The following is a 23,093-nucleotide window of genomic DNA, read 5'->3' as shown; positions in this document are numbered from 1 at the left end:
GGCTTCAGCCGGTGACGGCCTGTTTGCGCAAACGCCAGGCCATGATCAGCCACACTGCCGTGACCCCGGCGAATTTCGAAACCAGCGCGGTGATCACCACGGCCGGTGTCAGGGCATCGATCATGCCGAAAAAAATGAAGGTGTCCAACGGAATGCTCAAGGCCGAACTGATCCACAACCGATCATGCAGCGGGCGCTTGGTGATCGTGAACACCAGCCAGTCGATACACTCGGACACCGCGAACGCCGTGGCACTGGCCAGGGCGATGGTCGGATCCGAGGTGACGTAGGACAACACCAGCGCCACCAGCATCGCCACGATGGCGCCATGGCCGAAACGGGTCTGCACCATGTCCCGCAGGATAAACACCAGTCCGCCCCAGGCCGACCAGATGATGTCCAGGTGCGGCGCGGCGGAAAACGCGAAGTTGATCAGCACGACGCTGCTGATGTAGGCAAGCAGGAAAAGCATGGGGCGGGGTACCTGGTGGGGGGGATCAAGACATTAAAGGAACGCGATGGCTCTGTGGTGAGAGTTTGCTCCCGCTGGGCCCTGTAGGAGCTGGCGAAGGCTCGGGCCGCGTTCGGACGATCTTTTGATCCTGAGTTTTCGCTTGTGATTCAACTGCCAGGGACAAGATCGCAGCCTCGTTGCACTCGACAGCTCCTACGGCCACTGCCCGTCCCTCAATCTTCCTCACTGCCCTCCAGCTTCCAATACCCCACCGCCTTCACAAAGTCCTGGTCCAACCCTTTCTCCTCCAACAGCACCTTGCGAATCTGCCGCGACACCTTGCTCTCGGTCGCGACCCAGGCGTACAGCTTGCCACCGGGCATTTCCAGCTGTTGCACGGTTCGCAGCAGGCTGTCCTGACGGCCCTCGCGCAGTACCCAGATCACGTGCACCTGCGCCGGGCTTTGGAGCACTTGCTGCTCGGCACCGTTTTCCACTTCCACCACCACCAGGGCCCGCCGGTTGGGCGCCAGGCCTTCGAGGCGGCGGGCGATGGCGGGCAGGGCGGTTTCGTCGCCGATCAACAGGTAGCTGTCGAAGATGTCCGGCACGATCATTGAGCCCCGGGGTCCGGCAATGTTGAGGTATTGCCCTGGCGTCGCCTGGGCCGCCCAGGTCGCGGCCGGGCCGTCACCGTGGAGCACGAAATCGATGTCCATCTCCAAGGTGTCCAGGTCATAGCGGCGTGGGGTGTAGTCGCGCATCTCGGGCATCGGGCCCTGGGCCTTGCCGGGGCTGGGGCTGAAGTTTTCCAGGGCGGCCTGTTCTTCGGCGTTCTGCGGGAACAGCAATTTCACATGATCGTCCGTGCCCAGGCTGGCGAACCCGGCCAGTTCCGGCCCGCCGACGGTGATGCGGCGCATGCGCGGGGTCAGGTCCTCCACCCGCAACACTTGCAGGCGGCGGCGTTTGATCTCGTGGCTGACACGGTGGATGGTGTTTGGATCGACTTCGGTCATTGGCTTGACTCCGAGACTTGTGGACGGTCGGGGCCGTCGACGATGGCTTTGGCGGTGGCGTCGAGCAGGTCGCGCACTCGCCGGATTTCTTCCGGGCTCCAGTGGCCATGGTGCTTTTGCAGGGCATGGCGCAGGTTATACACCGCTTCATGGATTTCCGGGGGACGATCATGGCCGCGCAACGTGCGCTTGCTGATTTCAATGCGCGTACGCACCTCATCCAATGCCTCGGCCTGGTCCTCAAGAGATAGACGTCCGGCATCGGTCACGCTGTAGCACTTTTTTCCGTCTTCGACGCCGCAACTGATCATGGCGTTCATTTCCAGGAAGGTCAGGGTCGGGTAGATCACGCCGGGGCTGGGGCTGTAGGCGCCCTCGAACATGTGTTCGATCCGGCGGATCAGGTCATAGCCATGGCACGGCTGTTCGGCAATCAGCGCCAGCAACAACACTTTCAAATCACCGGCGGCGAAGACCCGGGGGGCCCGGCTGCCACGCGAGGCTGTCGGGCGTCGTTCGAAACCATCGTGTTCGCGTTTGGAGCAAGCGTCGGAATGAGAATAAAGGGCGTTCATATGCTGTCTCCGTTCTGCATATAGATAGCACTCAGATATATCTTGAATAAAAGATATATCTTTTGACTTAATGATTTTTCGCAAACTAAGATATATCTTGTTTTTGCGGCGGGTTACTTGGGTTCAAGAAAGGACATTACATGAATGATCAATGTGTGCGGGGCGCGGCGGCATACATTTGTAATGATAAAAATGTCGTAGGCTTAAAACGTGGTCTGTTTCTGACAGCCAAACTTGTGTTTTATCGCTAATTGCGTATTTTTCGCTATTTCGTATGCCGGGCTTACTACAAGCCTATAGGAAATTGCCTGCTTTTTTTTAGTTAAAGAGCGCCGATCATGCTCGGCGTTGGAGGGGCGGGCCAAGTTGCGTTTGGTTTGCAATTCCAACCTTTTCTCTTTATTGCTAAGAACAGGTGTTAACAACATGCTCAAACAACTCGTATCCGGTACTGCTCTGGTCGCCACTGCCCTGGGTTCTTCGCTGGCATTCGCTGCCGATGATGCACGCTCCTCCATCCACATCACCGCGAACATCCCGACCCAGCAGTTCCACGTGCAGCCGCGCAACCCGGACTTCGGTAAAGATGAAGTCATGAGCTACAACACGGTCAGCGGTACTTTGACTTCGTTGCGCCAGACCTATGATGTGAAGAACACCGAAGGTTCGGTTCACGCTTACATCGAAGGCGGCCCGGCTTCGCTGTACAACGGCGCCAACTCCATCGCCCTGACCACGGCCTTCAACGGCGTCAACCTGTCTGCCACGCCTCAGGAAGTGGTGGACGATGCCACCTCCACGCCAGGGACGCAGGCTGACATGACCATCGTTGCGGCCAGGCCTCTGGATACCCAGAACGGCCTGTACACCGCCGACATGACCGTCATCTTCGACGCCGTGCCGCGCCCGTAAGGCCATTCGCTGCCCGGTGAGTCTCACCTCGCCCACGGGCATCGCCGCAGGCCGGCCGGTTCTCCCCAGCCGGTCGGCCTGTACCTGAAACGCCCCGATAGCTCGCTGAATATGAGAATCCGTTGATGTTTTCGATGACACCCATCGCAGGTGCGCTCGCGCTATTTTTGTGCGCGACAGCATTGGCCGCGCCAACCGCCCCCGGTACAACGCCAAGAAGCCTGTTATCCCAGGCCAAGGGCCTGCCGGCGGAGTTTGAAGCCCACTTCTTCGATGTGCCACTCGCGGTTCGTATTGAACTCAATCAACAGTATCTCGGTGAAGCCATGGTGGTCTTGACGCGGGATGATCGCATTACCCTGCTGGAATTCACGGAAACGCAAGACAGTACGATAAAGGCCGTCGAGCGCGAACAATGGGAACAACGCCTCAAGCAGGGACAAGCATTGGGTGCGTGTGAAACCAACTGCACCGGTGGGCTGCTGGCCGTGCATTACAGCCTCGAGAATTCATTGGTGTCAATCCTGACCCAGGATGTCGAGCGCGCAACTGAAACCAAGCGTTTCTACGATCAACCGGAAGGCGGCAGCCTCGGTCTGATCTTCAATAACCAACTCAATCTCAACGGTGGCCAGAAACAGGACACCGGTGGGCGTTATGGCCTCAATGCCAGTTCCAGCGTGGGCAACTGGAGCCAGTCGCTGGACCTTCAACTCTCGCGTCTTGGCGGGCCGGACGACAAGGTCTACCACGCCGTCCATGAGCTCTATACCCAACGGGAATTGGAAGGCAATTTTTTCCGCCTGGGTTACTTCACGCCCAGCTCCGATGGCCTGAATCGCCAGATCCGTTCGTTCGGCGCCAACCCGGACACCGCGCTGGGGGTGATGTACGGCAGTTCCGAGAGCCTGGTGGTCGACAACCCCAAGCCCAGCGTCTACCCCATTTATGTCACCGCCAGCCGCCAGGCGTCGGTGGAGATTTACCGCAGCGGCCTGCTGATCAACACCCAGGCCGTCAGCGCCGGCTTGCAGAGCCTGGACACTCGGCCATTGCCCGGCGGTATCTATGAAGTGGAAGTGCGCCTGATCGAGGACGGGCAAACCACCGCCACCAGCCAGGAGCTGGTCTACAAGCCCAACAACTGGAGCAGTACCGAAGACCGCTGGCGCTACAACCTGTTCGCCGGTCGCGAAACCCGCCTGTGGAGCAACTGGGACGACCAGCCCTCGGGCTTCACGACCGCCGGCGTCGGCGTCAACTACCTGCTGCACCCACGGGTGATCCTCGGGGCGTCCACGCGCAAGGTGCAGGACAAGCTGCAAGTGGGCACCTCGATCGACTGGACGCTCGCCAGCAGTACCAGCCTGTACGCCAACGTCTATCAGACCGAGCAGTACGGCACCGGCATGGACTTGCAAGGCCTCTACAGCTACGGCCATGGCAGCATCGTCGCCAGTCACAACCGCAGTTGGCTGGACACCCGCAACACCTACGAGACCTTGCCGGATGGCACCCGTATCCGTCAGCGCAATGTGTACGTCGGCCAGACCAGCAACTCATCGCTGTCGGTCAATCATCGCTTGAGCAACAAGACCTCCCTCAACGGGCGGCTGGCCTACAGCGAAGGCAATGTGCAGGGCACCGGCCTGGACCTGGGCTGGACCCAGCGCACCACGCTGGGTGGCAGCGATGCCAACTGGCGACTGTCGGTGTTCGACCGCCCCGGGACGTCCAGTACCGGCGATCGTCGCAATCGCGGCCTGGACCTGAGCCTCAGCGTGGCCCTGGGCGGGCCTGGCGAATACTGGTCGGGCAGCATCGGCACCCGCACCTCACGGGACGGCGCGCGGGACAACAATGCCTCGCTGTCGTATCGCCGCGACCTGCAGGACCACGTATTGCAAAGCGTCTCCGCCACGGCCCTGGCCGACACCTATGGCGTGGGCCTGTCCGGCATCGCCAGTTTCATGACCGAGTCGATGTACGGCGATGGCTTCATCCAGCGTTCGTCCTACAACGACAACCTCACCGGCGGCTTGAACCTGAGCAGCACGGTGGCCGTGGGCGGTCAGAAAGCTGCCTTCACCGGCCTGGCCCATGGCCGCGGCGCCGGCATGATCGTCGACGTGGAAAGTGACCTGGACGGCATCATCCTGCGCGCCGACGACCTGACGGGCGGCAGTACCACCTTGCACCCGGGCCGTAATTTCGTGCCGATCACCGCCTACAAGAACAGCATGGTGACCTTCGATTTCGAGGGCGTGCATCCACCGGCGGCGAGCATCGAGCCGTCCCGCAGCCGTTACCACCTGAACAAGGGCGGCGTGGATTACCGCAAGGTCAGCGTGATGAAAACCGTAACCGTGCTCGGCCGCCTGCTGGACGAACAAGGGGAGCCGCTCAAGGGCCATCACGTGATCAACCACGCCAGCCGCGGCATCAGCGAAGTGGACGGGTTCTTCTCCATGGAGATGAATGCCGGTTCGCCGACCCTGGAAGTGCGTTACGGCAACGAGCTGTTTTGCCGGTTCCGTCTCGACCCGGACAGCTCTGCCCGCGAAGGCGATGTGTTGCTGATCGGTGACTTGCGCTGCACGCCGGACACCCTGGCCGATACGACGATTGCCGAGGCCGGGATGAAGCAGCGCTCATGAAGCAACAAAGAGGTGGGGGCCCAGCGGCTCCCGTGGTGAGAGCGCAAGCTCATGCTGGACTCTTTAGGAGCTGCCGAAGGCTGCGATCTTTTGATCTTGATCGTTCACTTGCGACTCAATTGTTTGGGACAAGATCGCAGCCTCGTTGCACTCGACAGCTCCTACGGGGCGCAGTCCAGCGCGAGCTCGCTCCCTTGCCACGGATTTTCCGGCTCCCTGAATGAACAGCATTGCAGGCTGTGATTTGTCTTGATGTACGAGGTTGAATAAATGAAACCCTTATCGGTTGCAGTGCGCAGCGTGGTCTCGGTGTTGCTGTTTGCCTGTGTACCGGCAGCCAACGCCTTGGAGCGGGATATCACCGCGGTATTCAGGCCTGACGCTTCGAAACCCCAGGAGAATGCATTTCTCAATACCACGCCGATCAGTGGTTACTGTGGAAGCTATCCGGCTGAATGCGCGGCAACCAGGATGTTCAGCATTCGGTTACCGCTGACCGCCGCTTCGACCGGCCCTATACAAGCCCATCATGCAAATCATCGGCAAGGGGCGATGTTTAAAGTGCCTGCCAATTGGCGAACACTGCAGGTCACCCATGCGGATACGGGGGAGACGGAAACCGTTGAAGTACGCTGGTCCGGTTTCGGTTCGCAATACCGTCTCTCCCATGACGCAGTCGACCTGGCCGGTGGCGGTGTGAGTCAAGCGAGGGCTCACGAATTGTTATGGAGTGCCGGTTGGGTCTATGCCGCCACACCGTGCCAATACAGCGGGGTAGGGTTCCATGGCCCAAGGACTTACACATTTTTCTGGAAGGCTCCGGTGGAAAGTTCATGTGCCAAAAAGGCCTTTGTCTTGATCCCCGGGCTCAATTTTCCCTATCTGGATTTTGCTTACGAGCTTCGCACCCCTAACCCCTTGAAAATGTCGTCCGGGCAATACACCGGTTCGCTGACCTATAGCGTCGGGCCAGGGCAGGACATCGACCTGGGCGACATCATGGTTCCCAGCGATTCCGCGCTCACCCTCAATTTCAAACTCGACGTCGAACACACCCTCAAGGTCGAAGTCCCCCCCGGCGGCAACCGCGTCGAACTGGTGCCTCCCGAGGGCTGGCAAGCCTGGCTCAACAGCGGGCGCAAACCCACGCGGCTGTTCCGCGACCAGCGCTTCCATATCTCCGCGTCTTCGCGTTTCAAGATGGCCCTCGAATGCCAGCACGTCAGCGGCAATACCTGCGCCATCGCCGAAACCGGCACCGGCCATGCCGTGCCGGTGGACGTCAGCGTGACCCTGCCCGACGGCCTGACGGACGCCGCCGGTCAACCGGTCAACCGCCGCCGGTTGCTGCGCGATGGTAGTGGCACTGAGTTGTTCCAGCCGGGTTTGTACGTCGATCGGCGCTCGGGAATGCTGCACTTCGAGGTCGGCCAGGGCAGCGTCGAACAGATGCTCGACAGCGGCGCCACCACCTACTCCGGCGATGTAACGGTGATCTGGGATTCGCAAGTTTAAAAAGGAATGGCTTGGCCGGTCCGAGCCAAATGTGAGGGAAGGGTAGATGAAGCAGTTACCAGTGGCAGTGCAAGGCATGGTATCGGTGATGGTGTTGGCCTGTGTATCGACGGCTCATGCCGTAAACAAGGATGTCAGCGCACTATTCAGGCCCGATCCCTCGAAGCCCAATGAAAACACCTTTCTCAATACCACCCCGGTCTCGGGTTATTGCGCACTGTATCCGGCGGTCTGCGACAGGGAAAAAATGTTCAGTCTCCAGGTGCCCATTGTCTTCGAGTCGACCAGTCCCATTCAGGCCAATCATGGGGATTCGCGGCAAGGGGCGATGTTCGATGTACCAGCCACATGGCGTCCGGCGCAGGTGACCCATACCGATACGGGCGAAACCGAGATCGTTCAAGTCCGCATATCCGGCATCGGTTCGCGCTACCAACTGCCTATCAGCGTCATCGATCTGGTCGGTGGCGGCGTGGATCTCACAACCGCCCATAGGCGGTTATGGGGCGGCTCCAGTTTCAGGTACGCGCCTTCACCCTGTCAGTCCACCAATTTTGGGACGATGAACCACCTTATCTATAACTTTTTCTGGAAGACCCCCGTCGAAGGTGTGTGTGCGAAGAGGGCCAGTTACTTGATCCCCGGCATGTCCTACCGCCACTTGGACTTCGCCTACGAACTGCGCACACCCAACCCCTTGAAGATGTCGTCCGGTCAATACCGGGGGTCTGTGAGCTATGGCGTTGGGCCGGGGCAGGACTTCGACATGGGCGACGTCATGCTCCCCAATGACTCGGTGATTACCCTCAATTTCAAACTCGACGTCGAGCACACCCTCAAGGTCGAAGTGCCCCCCGGCGGCAATCGGGTGGAACTGGTGCCTCCGGAAGGCTGGCAAGCCTGGCTCAACAGCGGGCGCAAACCGACACGGTTGTTCCGCGACCAGCGCTTCCACATCTCGGCCTCGTCACGTTTCAAGATGGCCATCGAATGCCAGCACACCAGCGGCAACACCTGCGCGATCGCCGAAACCGGCACCGGCCACGCCGTGCCGGTGGACGTCAGCGTGACCCTGCCCGACGGCTTGACGGACGGCGCCGGGCAACCGGTCAACCGTCGGCGGTTGCTGCGCGATGGCAGTGGCACCGAGTTGCTCCAGCCGGGTTTTTATGTGGATCGCAGGTTAGGGGCGCTGCATTTCGAGGTGGGCCAGGGCAGCGTCGAGCAGATGTTGGACACCGGTGCCAAGGCCTACAGCGGCAATGTCACGGTGATCTGGGATTCGGAAGTTTAGACAGGCTGGCTCGGCCTGTTCCGAGCCGATTTGATGGTGGGAGATAGATGAAATATTTACCGGTGAACATGCGCAGCGTGGTCGGGGCATTGTTGTTGGCCTGGGTGCCTGCGGCCCATGCCTTGAACCAGGACATCAGTGCGCTGTTCAGGCCCGATGCGTCCAAGCCCCAGGAGAATACGTTTCTCAATACCACGCCGGTCAGTGGTTACTGTGCGGACCACCCGTCCGAATGCCGGGCAACCAAGATGTTCAGCATTCGACTGCCCCTCTCCTTTAGTTCGAACGGCCCTATCCAGATGGGGCCCGGAGATGTTCGGCGAGGCGCGATGTTCAAGGTACCAGCGGGCTGGCGTGCCGTAGAGGTCACTCATTCAGGCACAGGTGAAACAGAAACTGTTGAAATGCGCTTGTCCGGTTTAGGTTCGGAATATCGACTTCCCGTTAGCGTAGTCCAACTGGTCGGTGGGGGCGTCTCGATAACCAGGGCTCATCAATTATTATGGAATTCCAGCTGGGTGTATGCCCCCCAGCCTTGTCTTTACAGCGGTGTGGGGTGGCCTGGTGATAGGTACTACAGGTTTTTCTGGAAGACACCGGTAGAAGGTACCTGTGCCAAAACGGCCCAATTTTTGATCCCCGGCCTGAGTTACGCTTACCTGGATTTTGCCTATGAACTGCGCACACCGAACCCTTTGGGAATGTCGTCCGGCCAGTACACAGGTTCACTGACTTATAGCGTGGGGCCGGGGCAGGACTTCGACATGGGGGATGTCATGCTCCCCAGTGATTCGGGGCTCACGTTCAACCTCAAACTCGACGTCGAGCACACCCTCAAAGTCGAAGTCCCCCCCGGCGGCAACCGCGTCGAACTGGTGCCCCAGGAAGGCTGGCAATCCTGGCTCAACAGCGGCCGCAAACCCACGCGGTTGTTCCGCGACCAGCGCTTCCATATCTCCGCCTCTTCTCGTTTCAAGATGGGCCTCGAGTGCCAGCACATCAGCGGCAACACCTGCGCGATCACCGAGACCGCCACCGGCCACGCTGTGCCGGTGGACCTCAGCGTGACCCTGCCTGACGGCTTGACGGACGCCGGCGGGCAACCGGTCAACCGCCGTCGGCTGCTGCGTGATGGCAGTGGTACCGAGCTGTTCCAGCCGGGTTTGTACGTCGATCGGCGCTTGGGAATGCTGCATTTCGAGGTGGGCCAGAGCAGCGTCGAGCAGATGCTGGACAGCGGCGCCACGGCCTACAGCGGCAACGTCACGGTGATCTGGGATTCGGAAGTCTGAGTGGCCGGTTGGCCAGCAACATTCAATGAGTTGTGTTTACTGCATGAGGTTGGAAAAGCGATGAAACATTTATTGGCATGGGTTGGGTTCTGTCTGTTTTGCGGTGTGGCCCAGGCTGGGCCGCAGATTGGCGTGGGGGTGGTCTACGACTACCTCGAAGGCGACAAAAGCACCTACATGAAACGGGTGTTCAACGGCGGCACATCCACGGCGTTCGTCAAGGTCAATATCCTGGAAATCATCTACAACGAGGATGGCAGCTACCAGGAAGTGCCGCTGCAGAACCAGGCCAGCGCGCAGGCCAAGGACGGGCTGATGGCCAGCCCGGCGCGGCTGATCGTGCCGGCCAACGGGGTGCAGGGCACGCGGTTGCTGTTCATGGGCAACCGCGACAAGGAACGTTACTTCCGGGTGCGTTTCGTGCCGGTAGTGCCGGAAGCCGAAGACGAGTTCGCCATCAGCGCCGAAGAGCGCGAGCAATATAAAAAGGAGCGTGTGGCGGCCGGGGTCAAGGTGCTGGCGGGCTACGGCACGGTGTTTTTCGTGCGGCCCAAGAACACCCGGTACGACACCGTGATCGACGACAGTGCCAGCCGCTACCAGTTGCGTAATAACGGCAACACGGTGCTGGTGATCGATGAGTTCAAGGACTGCGAGGCGCAGAAAGAGAACGACTGCAAGCCCACCACCAAGCATCACGTCAAGAGCGGCCAGAGTTTCTCGTTCGACAAGGAAGCGGGGCGGCAATACCGCTTCACCCTGGTCGAAGGCACCCAGAAAAAAACCGTCGAGATCAAAGGTTGACGCCTGTCATCGCCGAGCCGTCGTTGACGCCAGAGGTAATCAAAATGTTCAAGACCAAAATATTCAAGACATTGATACGCCCCTTCGCATTGATCGCCCTGACATTGCCTTGGGCCGCGGCCTGGGGCGCGGTGGAGCGGGAAACGTTCGAAGTCTACGTGACCATCCCGACGGCCGACTTCTACGTGTTGCCCCTCGACCCGCAACTGGTCCAGCGCGAACAGCGCTTGCCCTTCAGCACCATCACCACCGACCTCAGCCCCTTGCGGGCGACCTACGAGGTGAAGAACAGCAACGGTGCCATCGGCGCGCGCCTGGGGGAAGAGGCGTACTTGTCCAATGGCCGTGAGCGCATTGACTTGCGCGTGACATTCAACAACGTCGTATTGACCCTGGATTCGGCCCAGGTGGTCTCGGCCACCGAGGCCCGGCCCGGGCGCCAGGTGCCGCTCGTCATCGCCGCCATCAAGCCCGATGACGACTACAAGCCTGGCGACTACTACGGCACGGTGCACATGGTGTTCGATGCGACTGCGCCGTAGGGCGAATCAGCGCAAGAGCAAGGCGTTGAGGCTCATGGAATTGAGCTTCTACATACAACCCTGTGGCGAGGGAGCTTGCTCCCGCTCGGCTCTGTAGGAGCTGGCGAAGCCTGCGATCTTTTGATCCTGACCTTTCGCTTGCACCTCAAGTGTCTGGGACAAGATCGCAGCCTCGTTGCACTCGGCAGCTCCTACTGCCCTGCCACTAACGGTTGGCACTGGGTATGACTGCCTGGCTGCAAGTACGGCGAGAGGAACGGCGCCATGCCCTTGAGCACCTGCACCGGCAAGGCCGAGGTGAATTTGAAGTTCTGCGCCGAAGCCCCCGGTACATAGGCGGTGAGGGTGCCGAAATGGCTGTCGCCGATGTAGAACACAAAGGTCGCGGTGCGGTTGATCGACTTGGAGCTGATGACCCGCCCGCCGGCACCAACGGCTTCGATGCGGTTGTCGCCAGTGCCGGTCTTGCCACCCATCGACAACGGTGTGCCATCGGCCAGGGTGAAACTGCCGGCCACCCGTTTCGCGGTGCCGGCATCGACCACTTGGGACAACGCACTGCGCAAGGCCTGGGCCACTTCCACCGGCATCACCCGTTTACCGTTATCCGGGTCGCTGATCAGCCGTGTTTCATAAGGGGTATTGACGGCGAAGTCGATGCTGTCGATGCGCAGCGCCGGGAGCCGGATGCCGTCGTTGAGGATGGTGCCCACCAGTTCCGCGAGGGCGGCGGGGCGGTCGCCGGAGCTGCCGATGGCGGTGGCCAGCGACGGCACCAGATGGTCGAACGGGTAGCCGACTTGCTGCCAGCGTTGGTGGATATCAAGGAAGGCTTCGACCTCCAGCATGGTACGAATACGACTGTCGCGGGCGCTCTTGTGCCGGCTCTTGAACAGCCAGCTGTAGACCTCCTGGCGCTCGAACCGGCTGGCTTTGACGATCTGGCTGAACTTGGCATCGGGGTTGTGCAGCAGATAACCCACCAACCACAGGTCCAGCGGATGGACTTTGGCGATAAAGCCTTGGTCTGGCAGGTCATAGCTGCCCGGGCCGTAGCTGCGGTAGAGCCGTTCCAGGCGTTCGTTGGTGAGTTTTTCGGCACTCTTGGCCGACTTGAGGTGCGAACGCACAAAGTGGTTGAAGCTCTCCTGGCTGTCGCCGGGAAAGAAGTAACGGTGCACGGCGGCCAGGCGGATCGCCGTGGGGCGCATGCCGTCGAGGAACGTTTCGAGACGCTGGCCCGTGTCTTTTTTCTGGTATTTCCTCCAGAACTTGAGCAGGAACGTGGTGCCTTCGCGGTCGGCAAACTGGGCCAGGTACTCCTGGCGGCGCGGATTCTTGTCGTCCTTGAGCAGCCCCGAACTGCTGTCGGGACCCGCATACGTGGCGTAACGCACCAGGTCACGCATCAGACGAATGAATGGCAGGTTGATCGACTCGCGCAGGGCGTCCCGCAAGGTGGGATTTCGGCCGTTATCTTCTCTACGGAAATTATTGAAGGTGTGCAGCCCGCCACCGGTGAAAAACGCCTCGCCGGGGCTGGCTGAATAAGTACGATCCAGCGCCGCCTCTAGCATCGTCGGGAGGTTGCGATCGTTGTGCTGGATCAGGTAATCGACCGCCCAGCGGGAGAGACGGTCCTGATCGGCGACCTCGGTTTTTTTCAATGTTGCCGAGGGCTCGTGGGCATAACGTTCGTGCAGTTCGGCGATGATCTGCAGGTAGGTGGTGAGTACCCGTAACTTGGCGGTGGAGCCCAGTTCCAGTTTGCTGCCTTCATTGATGTCGAAGGGTTGGTCGGTGCTATCGGTTTGCACGCGCACGCGCGACCCGTCCGGAGTCAGCTCCAGCAGGGTGAAACTGTAGCGCACCTGGGCGGTGCTGGTAGGCGTCAGCAGACGTTCGCCCATCAGGCCGATTTCGGCTGCGAACGCCGGGTCCGCCAAGCGCTTGAGGTAATCGGTGGCCTGGCTCTGCAAGTCGTTTTGCAAGGTGCTGGTGGCGGAGAGGTCCAGGCGATCGAGGTCGTAGAACGAGCGGTTGAGCAGCGTGGCGAGACGACTGCGGGCGGCGCTGATGCCCTTGTTGATTTCGTTGGGCTGGATCGTGGGTTGCTGCACCCAGTCGCGATAACTGACTTTGCTTGCCAGGGTCGCCTCGGCCAGGGAGGCGTCGATCACGCCGTTCTGGGCCAGCAGCCGGACGTGGCTGTCGGTCAGGCGCGCCAGTTCGTCGCGGCCCTTGGACAGGTAGTAGGACGGGCGACGCTGGGCGATCATCAACGACAGCATTTCCCGCAGGGCCAGGCCTTTTTCCGCGAGGCTGCCTGGATCTGTCGCGCTGCTGGACAAACGTTCGTTGGCACGCTTGAAATCGGCGCCGTACCAGACCCGCAAACCTTCGGCCATGCCGTGGACTTCGCCATGCCCCGGCACGGCAGAGAGCGGCACGCTGTTGAGGTAGTCGCGGATGACTTTCTGCCGTGCCTCAAGGGTCTGTGGGCCTGCCTGATAGGCGCGCACACTGGCGGAAATCATCTGACGGATTTTCTCCGCCCCCGACCCGGTCAGGCCATCGGCGGAGTGGCGGTATTTTTCCAGCTGCGTCGCCAGCGTACTGCCCCCGGCGGACTGCCCCGGTAAACTCAGGAACCTGGCCACCTGGGACCACGCCGCCATGCCGAAGCGCGGCCAGTCCACCGCCGGGTTGGCCTGGGGGTGCTTGGGGTCAAGCAAAAAACGGTTCTCGATGAACAACAGGCTTTGCACCACCACGGGGGGGATTGCCTCGAAGCTTGCGTACAGTTGCTGCGGGTACTTGAACTGGTACAACGGCGCGACGCGGCAATCGGTGATGGTCAGGCCGGCCTGGATCTTTTCCACGTAGGGGGCGAACAGGCCTTTGTCGACGTAGGTCATCAAGGCCGGGGAAAAACGTGCCTGGGCCTGGATCACGTAATCGCGCTTGAGCAACCGCGGCAGGAACTCATCCAGCGAGCTGTAGCCCAACCGCCGGTCGAACGGGCCCGCCCCAGGGTAGACGATGGCGTCGCTGGGGCCTGGTTGCACCGAGTAGGTCAGAGACGCGGCGTACCGGCTGATCTCCTGGGCCTGAAACCTGGATGTGCGCATTTCCTTGGCCACCGCCAGGCCGACCACCACCACGATAATCAACAGCAACAACCAGAACGCTCGCCAGCCATGCCCTGCTCGGCGTTTTTTTTGGGGTAAAGGTGCTTCTTCCATACGTTCAGTCGGGCCCACAGGTTTACTCGAATCGGTTTGCCACAAAGCGCCCATAGTCGACTGATCCATTCACGCATTGATCGGGACTTGCTTGAAGCTTAGACGGTGGTGGCGTGGGCGGCGGGGAAATTGTGGACAGCGGATGTAAGAGACGGTTGTTGTTCTCGATGGCTGATGGGTTTTTGTGGCGAGGGAGCTTGCTCCCGCTCGACTGCGCAGCAGTCGCAACGGGTGCATGGCCTGAGCAGTATTCCAAGGTTGAAAAGCCGGGGGCGGCTGCGCCACCCAGCGGGAGCAAGCTCCCTCGCCACGGGTACTACGCTGTTCTCGGAAACGTCGTTCAAACATCAAAGCATCGGGTCAGGCCGGGCGCGGCTACCGTAAGGAGGTACCCCAACTACAGGAAGCCAAGGAATGCATCCTCCACGCCCAAACTCTCATCAATTGCGTCGCGGACGCTCTTCGGAACGGGGACGAGGCTACCTCGTCACTACGGTCGTTCACCAACGCACGCCCCTCTTCAAGGACTGGCGATTGGGACGCTTACTGGTTGCAGAACTGCGCCAGGCTCATGAACGGGGCCAGGTTAATTCGCTGGCCTGGGTTGTCATGCCGGACCATCTGCATTGGCTGGTGCAACTGGAGCAAGCCCAACTCACTCAGGTCATGCAAGCCGTCAAATCTCGCAGCACCCTGGCAATCAATCGAGCAATGAATAGAAAAGGTGCCTTCTGGCAAAGTGGTTTCCACGATCGTGCGATCCGCGACAACCAGGACCTGCGGCCTTTCGCCCGGTACATCATCGCCAATCCGCTTCGCGCAGGGCTGGTAGATCGCATTGGTGATTACCCGCTCTGGGATGCGATATGGCTCTAGTTGCTCCCTCGCCACAAGGGGCGCGGTGCCCAAGAACCTTGCGCTAGAGCCATCGGCATGGACCCAGGCATGACGCTGCACCATCGCTGTGCAATACTCGGCGCCGTTTTACGAATTGACTGTAATCCCAGGTAATACGTCTCCATGGAGGCGTATATGGATGAGGTTTATCCCTGATTTTCCCTGGTTTTACAGTGAAACTCTCTGCCTCTGGCTTTTTATACTGCATGGCCCGCTGATCCTGCGGCTTTTGTTCTACAGGACGGTCTGTCCACAAAACAGACCCGGTTTCGGCAAGGTGGCAGGCCTATCGGCTTGCGGCTTTGGAGACTCGGTGGTCAATCCAATAACAAAACGAGGTTGTATCCCTATGCCTGTCGGCAATCATCTGCCCCATGGCGAGACCGCTCAGGGTGGTCCGCTCAAACGTGAACTCGGCGAGCGGCATATCCGCCTGATGGCGCTCGGCGCTTGCATCGGTGTCGGGTTGTTCCTCGGCTCGGCCAAGGCCATCGAAATGGCCGGCCCGGCGATCATGCTGGCCTACATCATTGGCGGCCTGGCGATTCTGGTGATCATGCGCGCGCTCGGTGAGATGGCCGTGCACAACCCGGTGGCCGGTTCGTTCAGTCGTTATGCCCAGGATTACCTCGGGCCGCTGGCGGGCTTCCTGACCGGCTGGAATTACTGGTTCCTGTGGCTGGTCACCTGCGTGGCGGAAATCACCGCAGTGGCGGTGTACATGGGCATTTGGTTCCCCGATGTGCCCCGCTGGATCTGGGCCCTGGCGGCACTGATCAGCATGGGCTCGATCAATCTGATCGCGGTCAAGGCCTTCGGCGAATTCGAATTCTGGTTCGCCCTGATCAAGATCGTCACCATCATCGCCATGGTCATCGGCGGTGTGGGCATCATCGCCTTCGGGTTCGGCAACGACGGCGTGGCCCTGGGTATTTCCAACCTCTGGACGCACGGCGGTTTCATGCCCAACGGCATGCAGGGTGTGTTGATGTCCCTGCAAATGGTGATGTTCGCCTACCTGGGCGTGGAGATGATCGGCCTGACCGCCGGTGAGGCGAAGAACCCGCAGAAAACCATTCCCAACGCCATCGGTTCGGTGTTCTGGCGGATCCTGCTGTTCTACGTCGGCGCGCTGTTCGTGATCCTGTCGATCTACCCCTGGAACGAGATCGGCACCCAGGGCAGCCCGTTCGTGATGACCTTCGAGCGCCTGGGTATCAAGACCGCCGCCGGCATCATCAACTTCGTGGTGATCACCGCCGCGTTGTCGTCCTGCAACGGCGGGATCTTCAGCACTGGGCGGATGCTCTACAGCCTGGCGCAGAACGGCCAGGCACCGGCCGGATTCGCCACCACCTCGGCCAACGGCGTGCCGCGCCGCGCGTTGCTGCTGTCCATCGCCGCGTTGCTGCTGGGGGTGCTGCTCAACTACCTGGTGCCGGAGAAAGTCTTCGTCTGGGTGACGTCCATTGCCACGTTCGGCGCGATCTGGACCTGGGTGATGATCCTGCTGGCCCAGCTCCGGTTCCGCAGAGGCCTGAGCGCTTCAGAGCGTGCGGCGCTCAAGTATCGCATGTGGCTGTACCCGGTCAGTTCGTACCTGGCACTGGCATTTCTGGTGCTGGTGGTGGGCCTGATGGCGTACTTCCCGGATACACGCGTGGCCCTGTACGTGGGCCCAGCGTTCCTGGTGTTGCTGACGGTGCTGTTTTATACCTTCAAGTTGCAGCCCACGGGAGATGTTCAGGGCTCGATGGATACCGCTTCATAAATTGTCGGCAATAAAACGAAAAGCCCCGGTCGGATGATCGGGGTTTTTTTTCGCAAGGGTTATCCCTCGTACACGTAGATGATCCTGTCTCGTGCCTGATGGTGATTCCGTCAAGCGGCGGCGACTTCCCGCGGCTCAAAACTGTCCGCCCGCGCCATCTGCCACATCCTCGAGTAAAACTCCCCATTCACCTCACCGGTCAGCAATTCCCCCGGTTTCAAGAACACATGCAACTGCGAAAACAGCTTGATTTCAGTGGCGGACATGCGCCTTACGAGATGTTTGGGTTGCAGTTGCGAAGGATGGTCGAGGCCAGCAGCGGCGAGCATTTCGGCCAGGGCCTTGAGGGTGTTGCGATGGAAGTTGTAGACCCGCTGGGCTTTGTCCGGCACGACCAGGGCGCGCTGGCGCAAGGTGTCCTGGGTGGCGACGCCGGTAGGGCATTTGTTGGTATGACAGCTTTGCGACTGGATGCAGCCGATGGCGAACATGAAACCCCGCGCGGCGTTGGCCCAGTCGGCACCAATGGCCAGGACGCTGGCGATGTCGAAGGCGCTGACGATCTTGCCGCTGGCGCCGAGCTTGATCTTGTCCCGCAGGTTCAGGCCCACCAGGGTGTTGTGGACAAACAGCAGGCCCTCGCGCAACGGCACGCCAATGTGGTCGGTGAACTCCACTGGCGCTGCACCTGTACCACCTTCCTTGCCGTCCACCACAATGAAGTCGGGCAAAATTCCGGTTTCCAGCATGGCCTTGGCGATGCCCATGAATTCCCAGGGGTGGCCCAGGCAGAACTTGAAGCCCACGGGTTTGCCACCGGACAGTTCACGCAGTTGCTGGACGAACTGCATCAGTTCGATCGGTGTGGAGAACGCGCTGTGGCGTGACGGTGAAACGCAGTCCTCGCCCATGAGGATGCCACGGGTTTCGGCGATTTCCCGGGTGACCTTGTGCTTGGGCAGAATTCCGCCATGGCCGGGTTTGGCGCCCTGGCTCATCTTGATTTCAATCATTCGCACCTGCGGATTCTGCGCTTGGGCGGCGAAGCGCTCAGGGTCGAAGCGACCTTCACGGGTGCGACAGCCGAAATAACCGCTGCCCAGTTCCCAGGTCAGGTCGCCGCCGTGTTCGCGGTGGTAAGGGCTGATGCTGCCTTCTCCCGTGTCGTGGGCGAAATTGCCGAGCTTGGCGCCCTGGTTCAACGCGCGAATGGCGTTGGCGCTCAGGGAGCCGAAGCTCATGGCGGAGATGTTGAACACCGACGCTGAATACGGTTGGGTGCATTGCGGTCCGCCGACCATCACGCGAAAACCGCTGGGGTCGCTCAACGGAGCCGGACGCATGGAATGCCCGATGAATTCGAAACCGGTCTGATAAACGTCGATCAGGGTGCCGAACGGTTTGTCGGCGCTTTCGTTCTTGGCCCGGGAATACACCAGGGAACGCTGTGCGCGAGAGAAGGGCAGGGCGTCGCTGTCGGATTCGAGCAGGTACTGACGAATTTCCGGGCGGATGCCTTCGACCAGATAGCGGATATTGCCCAGGATCGGGTAGTTGCGACGCACGGCATGGCGGTTCTGCAGCAGGTCGAACAGCCCCAGCAGGCTCAACACACCTGTCACCAGCGTGATTGGCCATAGCCAGTCGTGTTGCAGAAACGGCAGGCTGGCGAGGGTGAATACCACACAGCCGGCAAAGAAGGCGTAACGGCTCAGCAAAGACAGGCTCATGCGGTTTCCTTGGGTTTGAGCGTTGGGTGGGGACGGGCCATTCTGCTCTGGCAGCGAAAGGGAGGGCAACTGTGGCGAGGGGATTATCCCCCGCCTGGGTGGGAGCAAAGCTTGCTCGCGAAACAGGCGCCTCGGTTTCTGAAGACCGCATTGCCTCCATCGCGGGCAAGCCTTGCTCCCACACAGCGCAATCTCAGCTGGCCTGTTTCATCTGCCGCACCGGCAATTCCACGCGAAACGTGGTACCCACGCCGACTTCGCTACGCACCGTGATCTCGCCGTGGTGTTTTTTCACGATGCCGTAGGACAGTGACAGCCCCAACCCGGTGCCCTGGCCGACGGGCTTGGTGGTGAAGAACGGGTCAAAGATTTTTTGCAGCGTTTCCGGCGGCATGCCCGAGCCGTTGTCGGCCACTTCGATCCACACGGTTTCGTCCTGCACGCCGTTGCGCAGGGTGATGGTGCCACGTTCAGGGCCGATGGCCTGGGCGGCGTTGACGATCAGGTTCATGATGACCTGATTGATCTGCGACGGCAGGCATTCGACTTCCGGCAACGGGCTGTATTGCTTGACCACGTCGGCCTTGTACTTGATTTCATTGGCAACGATGTTCAGTGTCGAATCCAGGCCTTGTTGCAAATTGGCCATCTGCCATTCCTGATTGGAGTCCACGCGGGAGAAGTCCTTGAGGTCCTTGACGATCTGCCCGACGCGGCTGATGCCGTCCTTGGACTCCTTGATCAGCAAGGGGATGTCCTCGACGAGGAAATCCAGCTCCACCTGTTCGCGCAACTTCCTCAGATTCACCACCAGTTCCGGCGAGGCGATGGCCTGCTCGGCACTGTCGTAGGCCTGGAGCATTTCCTGGAGTTTGCCAAAGTAACCGTCCAGGGCCCCCAGATTGGAAGAAATGAAACCGATCGGGTTGTTGATTTCGTGAGCGACCCCGGCCGCCAACTGGCCCAGCGAGGCGAGTTTTTCCGATTGAACCAACTGGCTTTCCAGCATCTTGCGTTCGTCGATTTCCATCTGCAGCAACGAACTGGCCTGCTTGAACGCCTGGGTCCGCTGCTCCACCAGTTCCTCGAGCTTGCTCATCTGCAATTGCGCGCGAGAGGTCATTTCCCACTTGGTGGTCAGGGTGTTGGCCATTTGCTGGACTTCGATGTTGTCGAAGGGTTTCTTCAGGATCAGCAGTCGGTCATGGCCATTGAGACGGTCCAGCAGTTCGTCCCAGGAATAGTCCGAGTAGGCGGTGCAGACCACCACTTGCAACAGCGGGTCGTGCTTCCAGAGTTCCTCGATGGTTTTGGCGCCATCCCAGCCCTCGGGCATGCGCATGTCGACAAAAGCCAATGCATAGGGGCGCTCCTTGTTGAGCGCTTGTTGCAATTTGTTCAGGCCTTCCTGGCCGCCATAGGCCGAGTCGAGTTCGAATACGGTGCCAGCCGGTTTCGGTGCGTCGCCGAACAAAGCGTTTTCCATGTCTTGCAGATCGGCATTGGCCTGATCCTCCGGGGTGAGGATCTTGCGGAAATCATCATGGATGGCAGGCGTATCGTCGATCAACAGGATGCGGCGGTTGCTCAGACTATTCATGCTCACCTTCTGCGAGTTTCAAGGGCAGTTGCAACACGAAGGTTGCTCCTGTGCCTGGCCCCTCACTGTGAGCGGTGAGGTGGCCGTTCATTTCAATGGCCGCGAGCGCGCAGCTGTGCAAGCCGAACCCGTGACCTTCCTTACGGGTGGTAAAACCATGGGCGAAGATACGCGTCATGTTTTCTGCCGGGATGCCTTCGCCTTCATCCTTGACGCTGATCTGCAGGGTTTCGTCATTGATGACCGTGGCCTTGAGGGTCATGTTCCGGGCGTGGTTGGAAACCCCCGCCATGGCGTATTTGGCGTTGCTGATCAGGTTGATCAGAATCAGCAGCAGCCGGTGCTTGTCGCCCAGAATCCGTGGCACGTTGCCGTATTCCTTGAGCACCGTCACGTGGTGGCGGGTCAGGGCGCCGGAGTTCATGCGCAGGGCGTCTTCGAGCAATTCGCTGACCACCAAAGGCTCCACCAGACTGTTGGCACCGGCATAGGATTGCTGAGTGGAGACGATATCCTTGATGTGATCCACGCTCTTGCTCAACTGCGCCAGCTCGTCGGTAAGGCCTTGCTGTTCGAGCGCGATGGCCTCCACCAGTTGGTTCAGATAACCGGGCAACAGCTTGCCTTTTTCGTCTTCGGTGAGGAAGTGCCCCAGGTCGTGGGGGTGTTCATTGATCAGTTGCATCGCCTTGCCCAGCCCGAGGGCCTTGCTGCCGCGCAGCTTACGGCTGATCAGGTCGGCGGAGATGTTCACACTGTTGAGTACGTTGCCCACGTTGTGCAGCACGTTGGTGGCGATCTCCGCCATGCCGGCCTGGCGGGCGGTGTCCATCAGTTCGCTCTGGGTGTCCTTGAGCTGGCGGGTGCGCTCTTCGACCCGTAGTTCCAGCTCGTCGTTGGCGGTTTGCAGGGCGTTGTTGACCCGTTTGGTTTCGGCGAAGCTGCGCATCAGCCGGATCGCCAGCCAGATCAGGATCAACACCAGGAACGTGGCGAAAACCAACAGAAGAATGTGGTTGCGCTGGTGCTTGGCGGCAGCTTTCTCCTGGTCTTTGTCCAAAAGGTTGGTGATGGTGTCCAGCCGACCGGCCACGGGAACGGCTTCGATTCCCTTCAATAAGTCATTGACCCTGGGTTGTTCTCGCAGGATCAGCGCGATGTGCCTGCTCAGGATATCGACGGACTTCTGGAGACCCTCCGGCAGGCGCTCCTTGTTGACGTCCAGCCGGTTCAGGCCCAGCAGCACTTCGGCGGCTTGCTCACGGGTGGTCAGTTGGGCGAACTCCATGGAACTGAGCAACAGGTCGTAGGTGTCGATGGCAACGTTTTGCAGCTGTAGTTTGTCGGTGTCCGAAAGCTGGGCGAACTGGGCCTGGATGTCATCTTCGGCAGTGGGCAGGAAGGCGAGGGAATTGCGCAGTACCGCGTTGTGGGACTTGAATCTTTCCACCAGGCGGGTTTTTTCCTTCACCGCCTTGAGGTACTCGTCGCGCTCCTGTTCCCAGCTTGACGGTGCGTGGCGACCCGGTTCCGCTTCGATGGCGTCAAGGCGCTGCCACAGACGCGCCATCTCATTGAGCGGCGAGACCAGGGGGTCGTAGTTGTGGCTCAGGGCGATCCGGGATTTAAGGACTTCGTTGTCCCAGATGGCGTCCTGCTGTTTGAGCAGGCGGATCAGGTCCCGGGATTCAATATACGAGGCGGCCTGCTGCGCACCCGACTGGATGTAGATGAACAGCAGCACCGACACCAGCAAGAGGCTGAGCAATGCCAGACCGAGGCGACGCAGGACGGTCATAGCGGCTTGCCCTCCCATTCCCCGGTGAGGGTCTTGAGGAATTCGACGATCAGTTCCGTGTCGTTCTTCAACGGTTCACGGCCCAACTGGTACTTGAACATCACTTCCACCGCGTTCTCCAGGGTAGGCGCTGACCCGGCGTGAAAGTACGGGGCGGTGACGGCGACGTTGCGCAGGCTCGGCACTTTGAACACCTGGCGGTCAGCCTCGTCGCCAGTGACGTTGAAGCGGCCGTCGTCGGCCCGGGTAGGATTGCCCCGGTCCTGGATGTAGTCGCCCATCACGCCGAACTTCTGAAACATGTTGCCGCCGATGTTCACACCCTGGTGGCAGGCGATGCAGCCGTATTCCTTGAAACGCTGGTAACCGAACTTTTCCCGGGGCGTCAGGATGTCGGTATTGCCCAGCAGGTACTGGTCGAAACGTGAGTTGGGGGTCAGCAGGGTCCGTTCATAGTCGGCCAGGGCGCCCTGGATGTTGGCCTGGGTCACGCCATCTGGATAGGCATCGTCAAAATCCCGGGCGTAGTCCGGGTCCTGGCCGATGCGCTTGAGCACCGTTTCCCAGGTACTGCCCATTTCCTGTGGGCTGGTCACGACGATGTGCACCTGTTCTTCCAGGGTGTCAACGCGGCCGTCCCAGAACTGGTGGAAGTTCAGGCTGGCATTGAAAACCGTGGGTGTATTGAACTCCACCGGTTTACCGTCGAAGCCCAGGGAAAACCGTTTGTCGTCGGCGCCCCCCTTGTCCAGGCGATGGCAGCTGGCGCATGACAGGGTGTTGTTGGCCGATAGCCTTGGGTCATTGAAAAGCCGTAGCCCCAGCTGGACGCGCTTGGGGTCGAGAGTCGGAATGGGGGGCAACGGTTTGAGTGGTTCGTCCAACGGTTCGGCGTGTGCGGTCGTGCTCAATCCCACGAGCAGGCCGAGAGCCAGAATCAGTCCACGTGACGCCATGGGGTGCTTTCCTTGAAACTTTTGGTTTATGG

Annotated in this window: 17 protein-coding genes; 9 read left to right on the top strand and 8 right to left on the bottom strand. The window is 60.2% G+C overall.

Annotated elements, in window-relative coordinates; genetic code table 11:
• Positions 1–4 precede the first annotated feature (4 nt).
• The 3 genes from MA884_RS11040 to MA884_RS11030 form a co-directional block, all read right to left on the bottom strand.
• Positions 5–472, bottom strand: coding sequence for a preQ0 transporter (locus MA884_RS11040; protein WP_256230548.1), 468 nt, complete (start codon positions 470–472; stop codon positions 5–7).
• A gap of 215 nt (positions 473–687) precedes the next feature.
• Entirely contained in the window at positions 688–1,473 is a 786-nt protein-coding gene (locus MA884_RS11035) for a siderophore-interacting protein (protein WP_256230547.1), read from the bottom strand.
• Complete coding sequence (locus MA884_RS11030) at positions 1,470–2,048, bottom strand: helix-turn-helix transcriptional regulator (protein ID WP_256230546.1); 579 nt, start codon at positions 2,046–2,048, stop codon at positions 1,470–1,472. Before MA884_RS11030 ends, MA884_RS11035 begins: the two co-directional genes overlap by 4 nt.
• A gap of 426 nt (positions 2,049–2,474) precedes the next feature.
• Here MA884_RS11030 and MA884_RS11025 point away from each other — a divergent pair, with 426 nt between their 5' ends.
• The 7 genes from MA884_RS11025 to MA884_RS10995 all read left to right on the top strand — a co-directional run bounded on the left by MA884_RS11025 (position 2,475) and on the right by MA884_RS10995 (position 11,064).
• Entirely contained in the window at positions 2,475–2,960 is a 486-nt protein-coding gene (locus tag MA884_RS11025; RefSeq protein ID WP_256230545.1) for a CS1 type fimbrial major subunit, read from the top strand.
• A gap of 125 nt (positions 2,961–3,085) precedes the next feature.
• Complete coding sequence (locus MA884_RS11020; RefSeq protein ID WP_256230544.1) at positions 3,086–5,617, top strand: CS1-pili formation C-terminal domain-containing protein; 2,532 nt, start codon at positions 3,086–3,088, stop codon at positions 5,615–5,617.
• A gap of 270 nt (positions 5,618–5,887) precedes the next feature.
• Positions 5,888–7,132, top strand: a complete 1,245-nt coding sequence (locus MA884_RS11015) for a hypothetical protein (protein WP_256230543.1) — start codon at positions 5,888–5,890, stop codon at positions 7,130–7,132.
• Positions 7,133–7,178: 46 nt separating this feature from the next.
• Positions 7,179–8,426, top strand: a complete 1,248-nt coding sequence (locus MA884_RS11010; protein ID WP_256230542.1) for a hypothetical protein — start codon at positions 7,179–7,181, stop codon at positions 8,424–8,426.
• Between the two features lie 47 nt (positions 8,427–8,473).
• The gene (locus MA884_RS11005; protein ID WP_256230541.1) at positions 8,474–9,718 is read left to right on the top strand and encodes a hypothetical protein; all 1,245 of its coding nucleotides are present in this window, start codon (positions 8,474–8,476) and stop codon (positions 9,716–9,718) included.
• 60 nt (positions 9,719–9,778) lie between these two features.
• A complete protein-coding gene (locus tag MA884_RS11000; protein ID WP_256230540.1) occupies positions 9,779–10,522 on the top strand; it encodes a molecular chaperone in 744 nt (247 codons plus the stop codon).
• A gap of 59 nt (positions 10,523–10,581) precedes the next feature.
• Positions 10,582–11,064 carry a CS1 type fimbrial major subunit gene (locus MA884_RS10995; protein ID WP_256230648.1) on the top strand — a complete coding sequence of 161 codons (483 nt, stop codon included), beginning with the start codon at positions 10,582–10,584 and terminating at the stop codon, positions 11,062–11,064.
• A gap of 191 nt (positions 11,065–11,255) precedes the next feature.
• On the opposite strand, the gene MA884_RS10990 is transcribed toward MA884_RS10995, so the two are convergent.
• On the bottom strand, positions 11,256–14,363 hold the full coding sequence (locus MA884_RS10990; protein ID WP_256230538.1) for a transglycosylase domain-containing protein: 3,108 nt from the start codon (positions 14,361–14,363) through the stop codon (positions 11,256–11,258).
• A gap of 360 nt (positions 14,364–14,723) precedes the next feature.
• Between MA884_RS10990 and MA884_RS10985 the strand changes: the two genes are divergently transcribed.
• Positions 14,724–15,185, top strand: a complete 462-nt coding sequence (locus tag MA884_RS10985; protein WP_256230537.1) for a transposase — start codon at positions 14,724–14,726, stop codon at positions 15,183–15,185.
• A 370-nt stretch (positions 15,186–15,555) separates the two neighbouring features.
• Entirely contained in the window at positions 15,556–16,977 is a 1,422-nt protein-coding gene (locus MA884_RS10980; protein ID WP_256230536.1) for an amino acid permease, read from the top strand.
• Positions 16,978–17,087: 110 nt separating this feature from the next.
• On the opposite strand, the gene MA884_RS10975 is transcribed toward MA884_RS10980, so the two are convergent.
• The 4 genes from MA884_RS10975 to MA884_RS10960 all read right to left on the bottom strand — a co-directional run bounded on the left by MA884_RS10975 (position 17,088) and on the right by MA884_RS10960 (position 23,061).
• A complete protein-coding gene (locus tag MA884_RS10975; RefSeq protein ID WP_256230535.1) occupies positions 17,088–18,707 on the bottom strand; it encodes an FMN-binding glutamate synthase family protein in 1,620 nt (539 codons plus the stop codon).
• Positions 18,708–18,900: 193 nt separating this feature from the next.
• Positions 18,901–20,307 carry an ATP-binding protein gene (locus MA884_RS10970; RefSeq protein ID WP_256230534.1) on the bottom strand — a complete coding sequence of 469 codons (1,407 nt, stop codon included), beginning with the start codon at positions 20,305–20,307 and terminating at the stop codon, positions 18,901–18,903.
• The gene (locus MA884_RS10965) at positions 20,300–22,105 is read right to left on the bottom strand and encodes a DAHL domain-containing protein (RefSeq protein WP_256230533.1); all 1,806 of its coding nucleotides are present in this window, start codon (positions 22,103–22,105) and stop codon (positions 20,300–20,302) included. Before MA884_RS10965 ends, MA884_RS10970 begins: the two co-directional genes overlap by 8 nt.
• Positions 22,102–23,061 (bottom strand): cytochrome-c peroxidase, encoded by a 960-nt coding sequence (locus MA884_RS10960; RefSeq protein WP_256230532.1) that lies wholly within the window; start codon positions 23,059–23,061, stop codon positions 22,102–22,104. Before MA884_RS10960 ends, MA884_RS10965 begins: the two co-directional genes overlap by 4 nt.
• Between the last annotated feature and the right edge of the window lie 32 nt (positions 23,062–23,093).

The organism is Pseudomonas sp. Q11, assembly GCF_024494355.1.
Taxonomy (GTDB): domain Bacteria; phylum Pseudomonadota; class Gammaproteobacteria; order Pseudomonadales; family Pseudomonadaceae; genus Aquipseudomonas; species Aquipseudomonas hefeiensis.
The sequence above is the reverse complement of the archived record's forward strand: the minus strand, read 5'-3'. Positions and strand labels throughout refer to the sequence as shown.

What these genes read in the sequence shown, in the direction of transcription:
- MA884_RS11040 (WP_256230548.1), bottom strand. Translation starts at nt 472, where the DNA reads ATGCTTTTCCTGCTTGCCTACATCAGCAGCGTCGTGCTGATCAACTTC.
- MA884_RS11035 (WP_256230547.1), bottom strand. Translation starts at nt 1,473, where the DNA reads ATGACCGAAGTCGATCCAAACACCATCCACCGTGTCAGCCACGAGATC.
- MA884_RS11030 (WP_256230546.1), bottom strand. Translation starts at nt 2,048, where the DNA reads ATGAACGCCCTTTATTCTCATTCCGACGCTTGCTCCAAACGCGAACAC.
- MA884_RS11025 (WP_256230545.1), top strand. Translation starts at nt 2,475, where the DNA reads ATGCTCAAACAACTCGTATCCGGTACTGCTCTGGTCGCCACTGCCCTG.
- MA884_RS11020 (WP_256230544.1), top strand. Translation starts at nt 3,086, where the DNA reads ATGTTTTCGATGACACCCATCGCAGGTGCGCTCGCGCTATTTTTGTGC.
- MA884_RS11015 (WP_256230543.1), top strand. Translation starts at nt 5,888, where the DNA reads ATGAAACCCTTATCGGTTGCAGTGCGCAGCGTGGTCTCGGTGTTGCTG.
- MA884_RS11010 (WP_256230542.1), top strand. Translation starts at nt 7,179, where the DNA reads ATGAAGCAGTTACCAGTGGCAGTGCAAGGCATGGTATCGGTGATGGTG.
- MA884_RS11005 (WP_256230541.1), top strand. Translation starts at nt 8,474, where the DNA reads ATGAAATATTTACCGGTGAACATGCGCAGCGTGGTCGGGGCATTGTTG.
- MA884_RS11000 (WP_256230540.1), top strand. Translation starts at nt 9,779, where the DNA reads ATGAAACATTTATTGGCATGGGTTGGGTTCTGTCTGTTTTGCGGTGTG.
- MA884_RS10990 (WP_256230538.1), bottom strand. Translation starts at nt 14,363, where the DNA reads ATGGGCGCTTTGTGGCAAACCGATTCGAGTAAACCTGTGGGCCCGACT.
- MA884_RS10985 (WP_256230537.1), top strand. Translation starts at nt 14,724, where the DNA reads ATGCATCCTCCACGCCCAAACTCTCATCAATTGCGTCGCGGACGCTCT.
- MA884_RS10980 (WP_256230536.1), top strand. Translation starts at nt 15,556, where the DNA reads ATGCCTGTCGGCAATCATCTGCCCCATGGCGAGACCGCTCAGGGTGGT.
- MA884_RS10975 (WP_256230535.1), bottom strand. Translation starts at nt 18,707, where the DNA reads ATGAGCCTGTCTTTGCTGAGCCGTTACGCCTTCTTTGCCGGCTGTGTG.
- MA884_RS10970 (WP_256230534.1), bottom strand. Translation starts at nt 20,307, where the DNA reads ATGAATAGTCTGAGCAACCGCCGCATCCTGTTGATCGACGATACGCCT.
- MA884_RS10965 (WP_256230533.1), bottom strand. Translation starts at nt 22,105, where the DNA reads ATGACCGTCCTGCGTCGCCTCGGTCTGGCATTGCTCAGCCTCTTGCTG.
- MA884_RS10960 (WP_256230532.1), bottom strand. Translation starts at nt 23,061, where the DNA reads ATGGCGTCACGTGGACTGATTCTGGCTCTCGGCCTGCTCGTGGGATTG.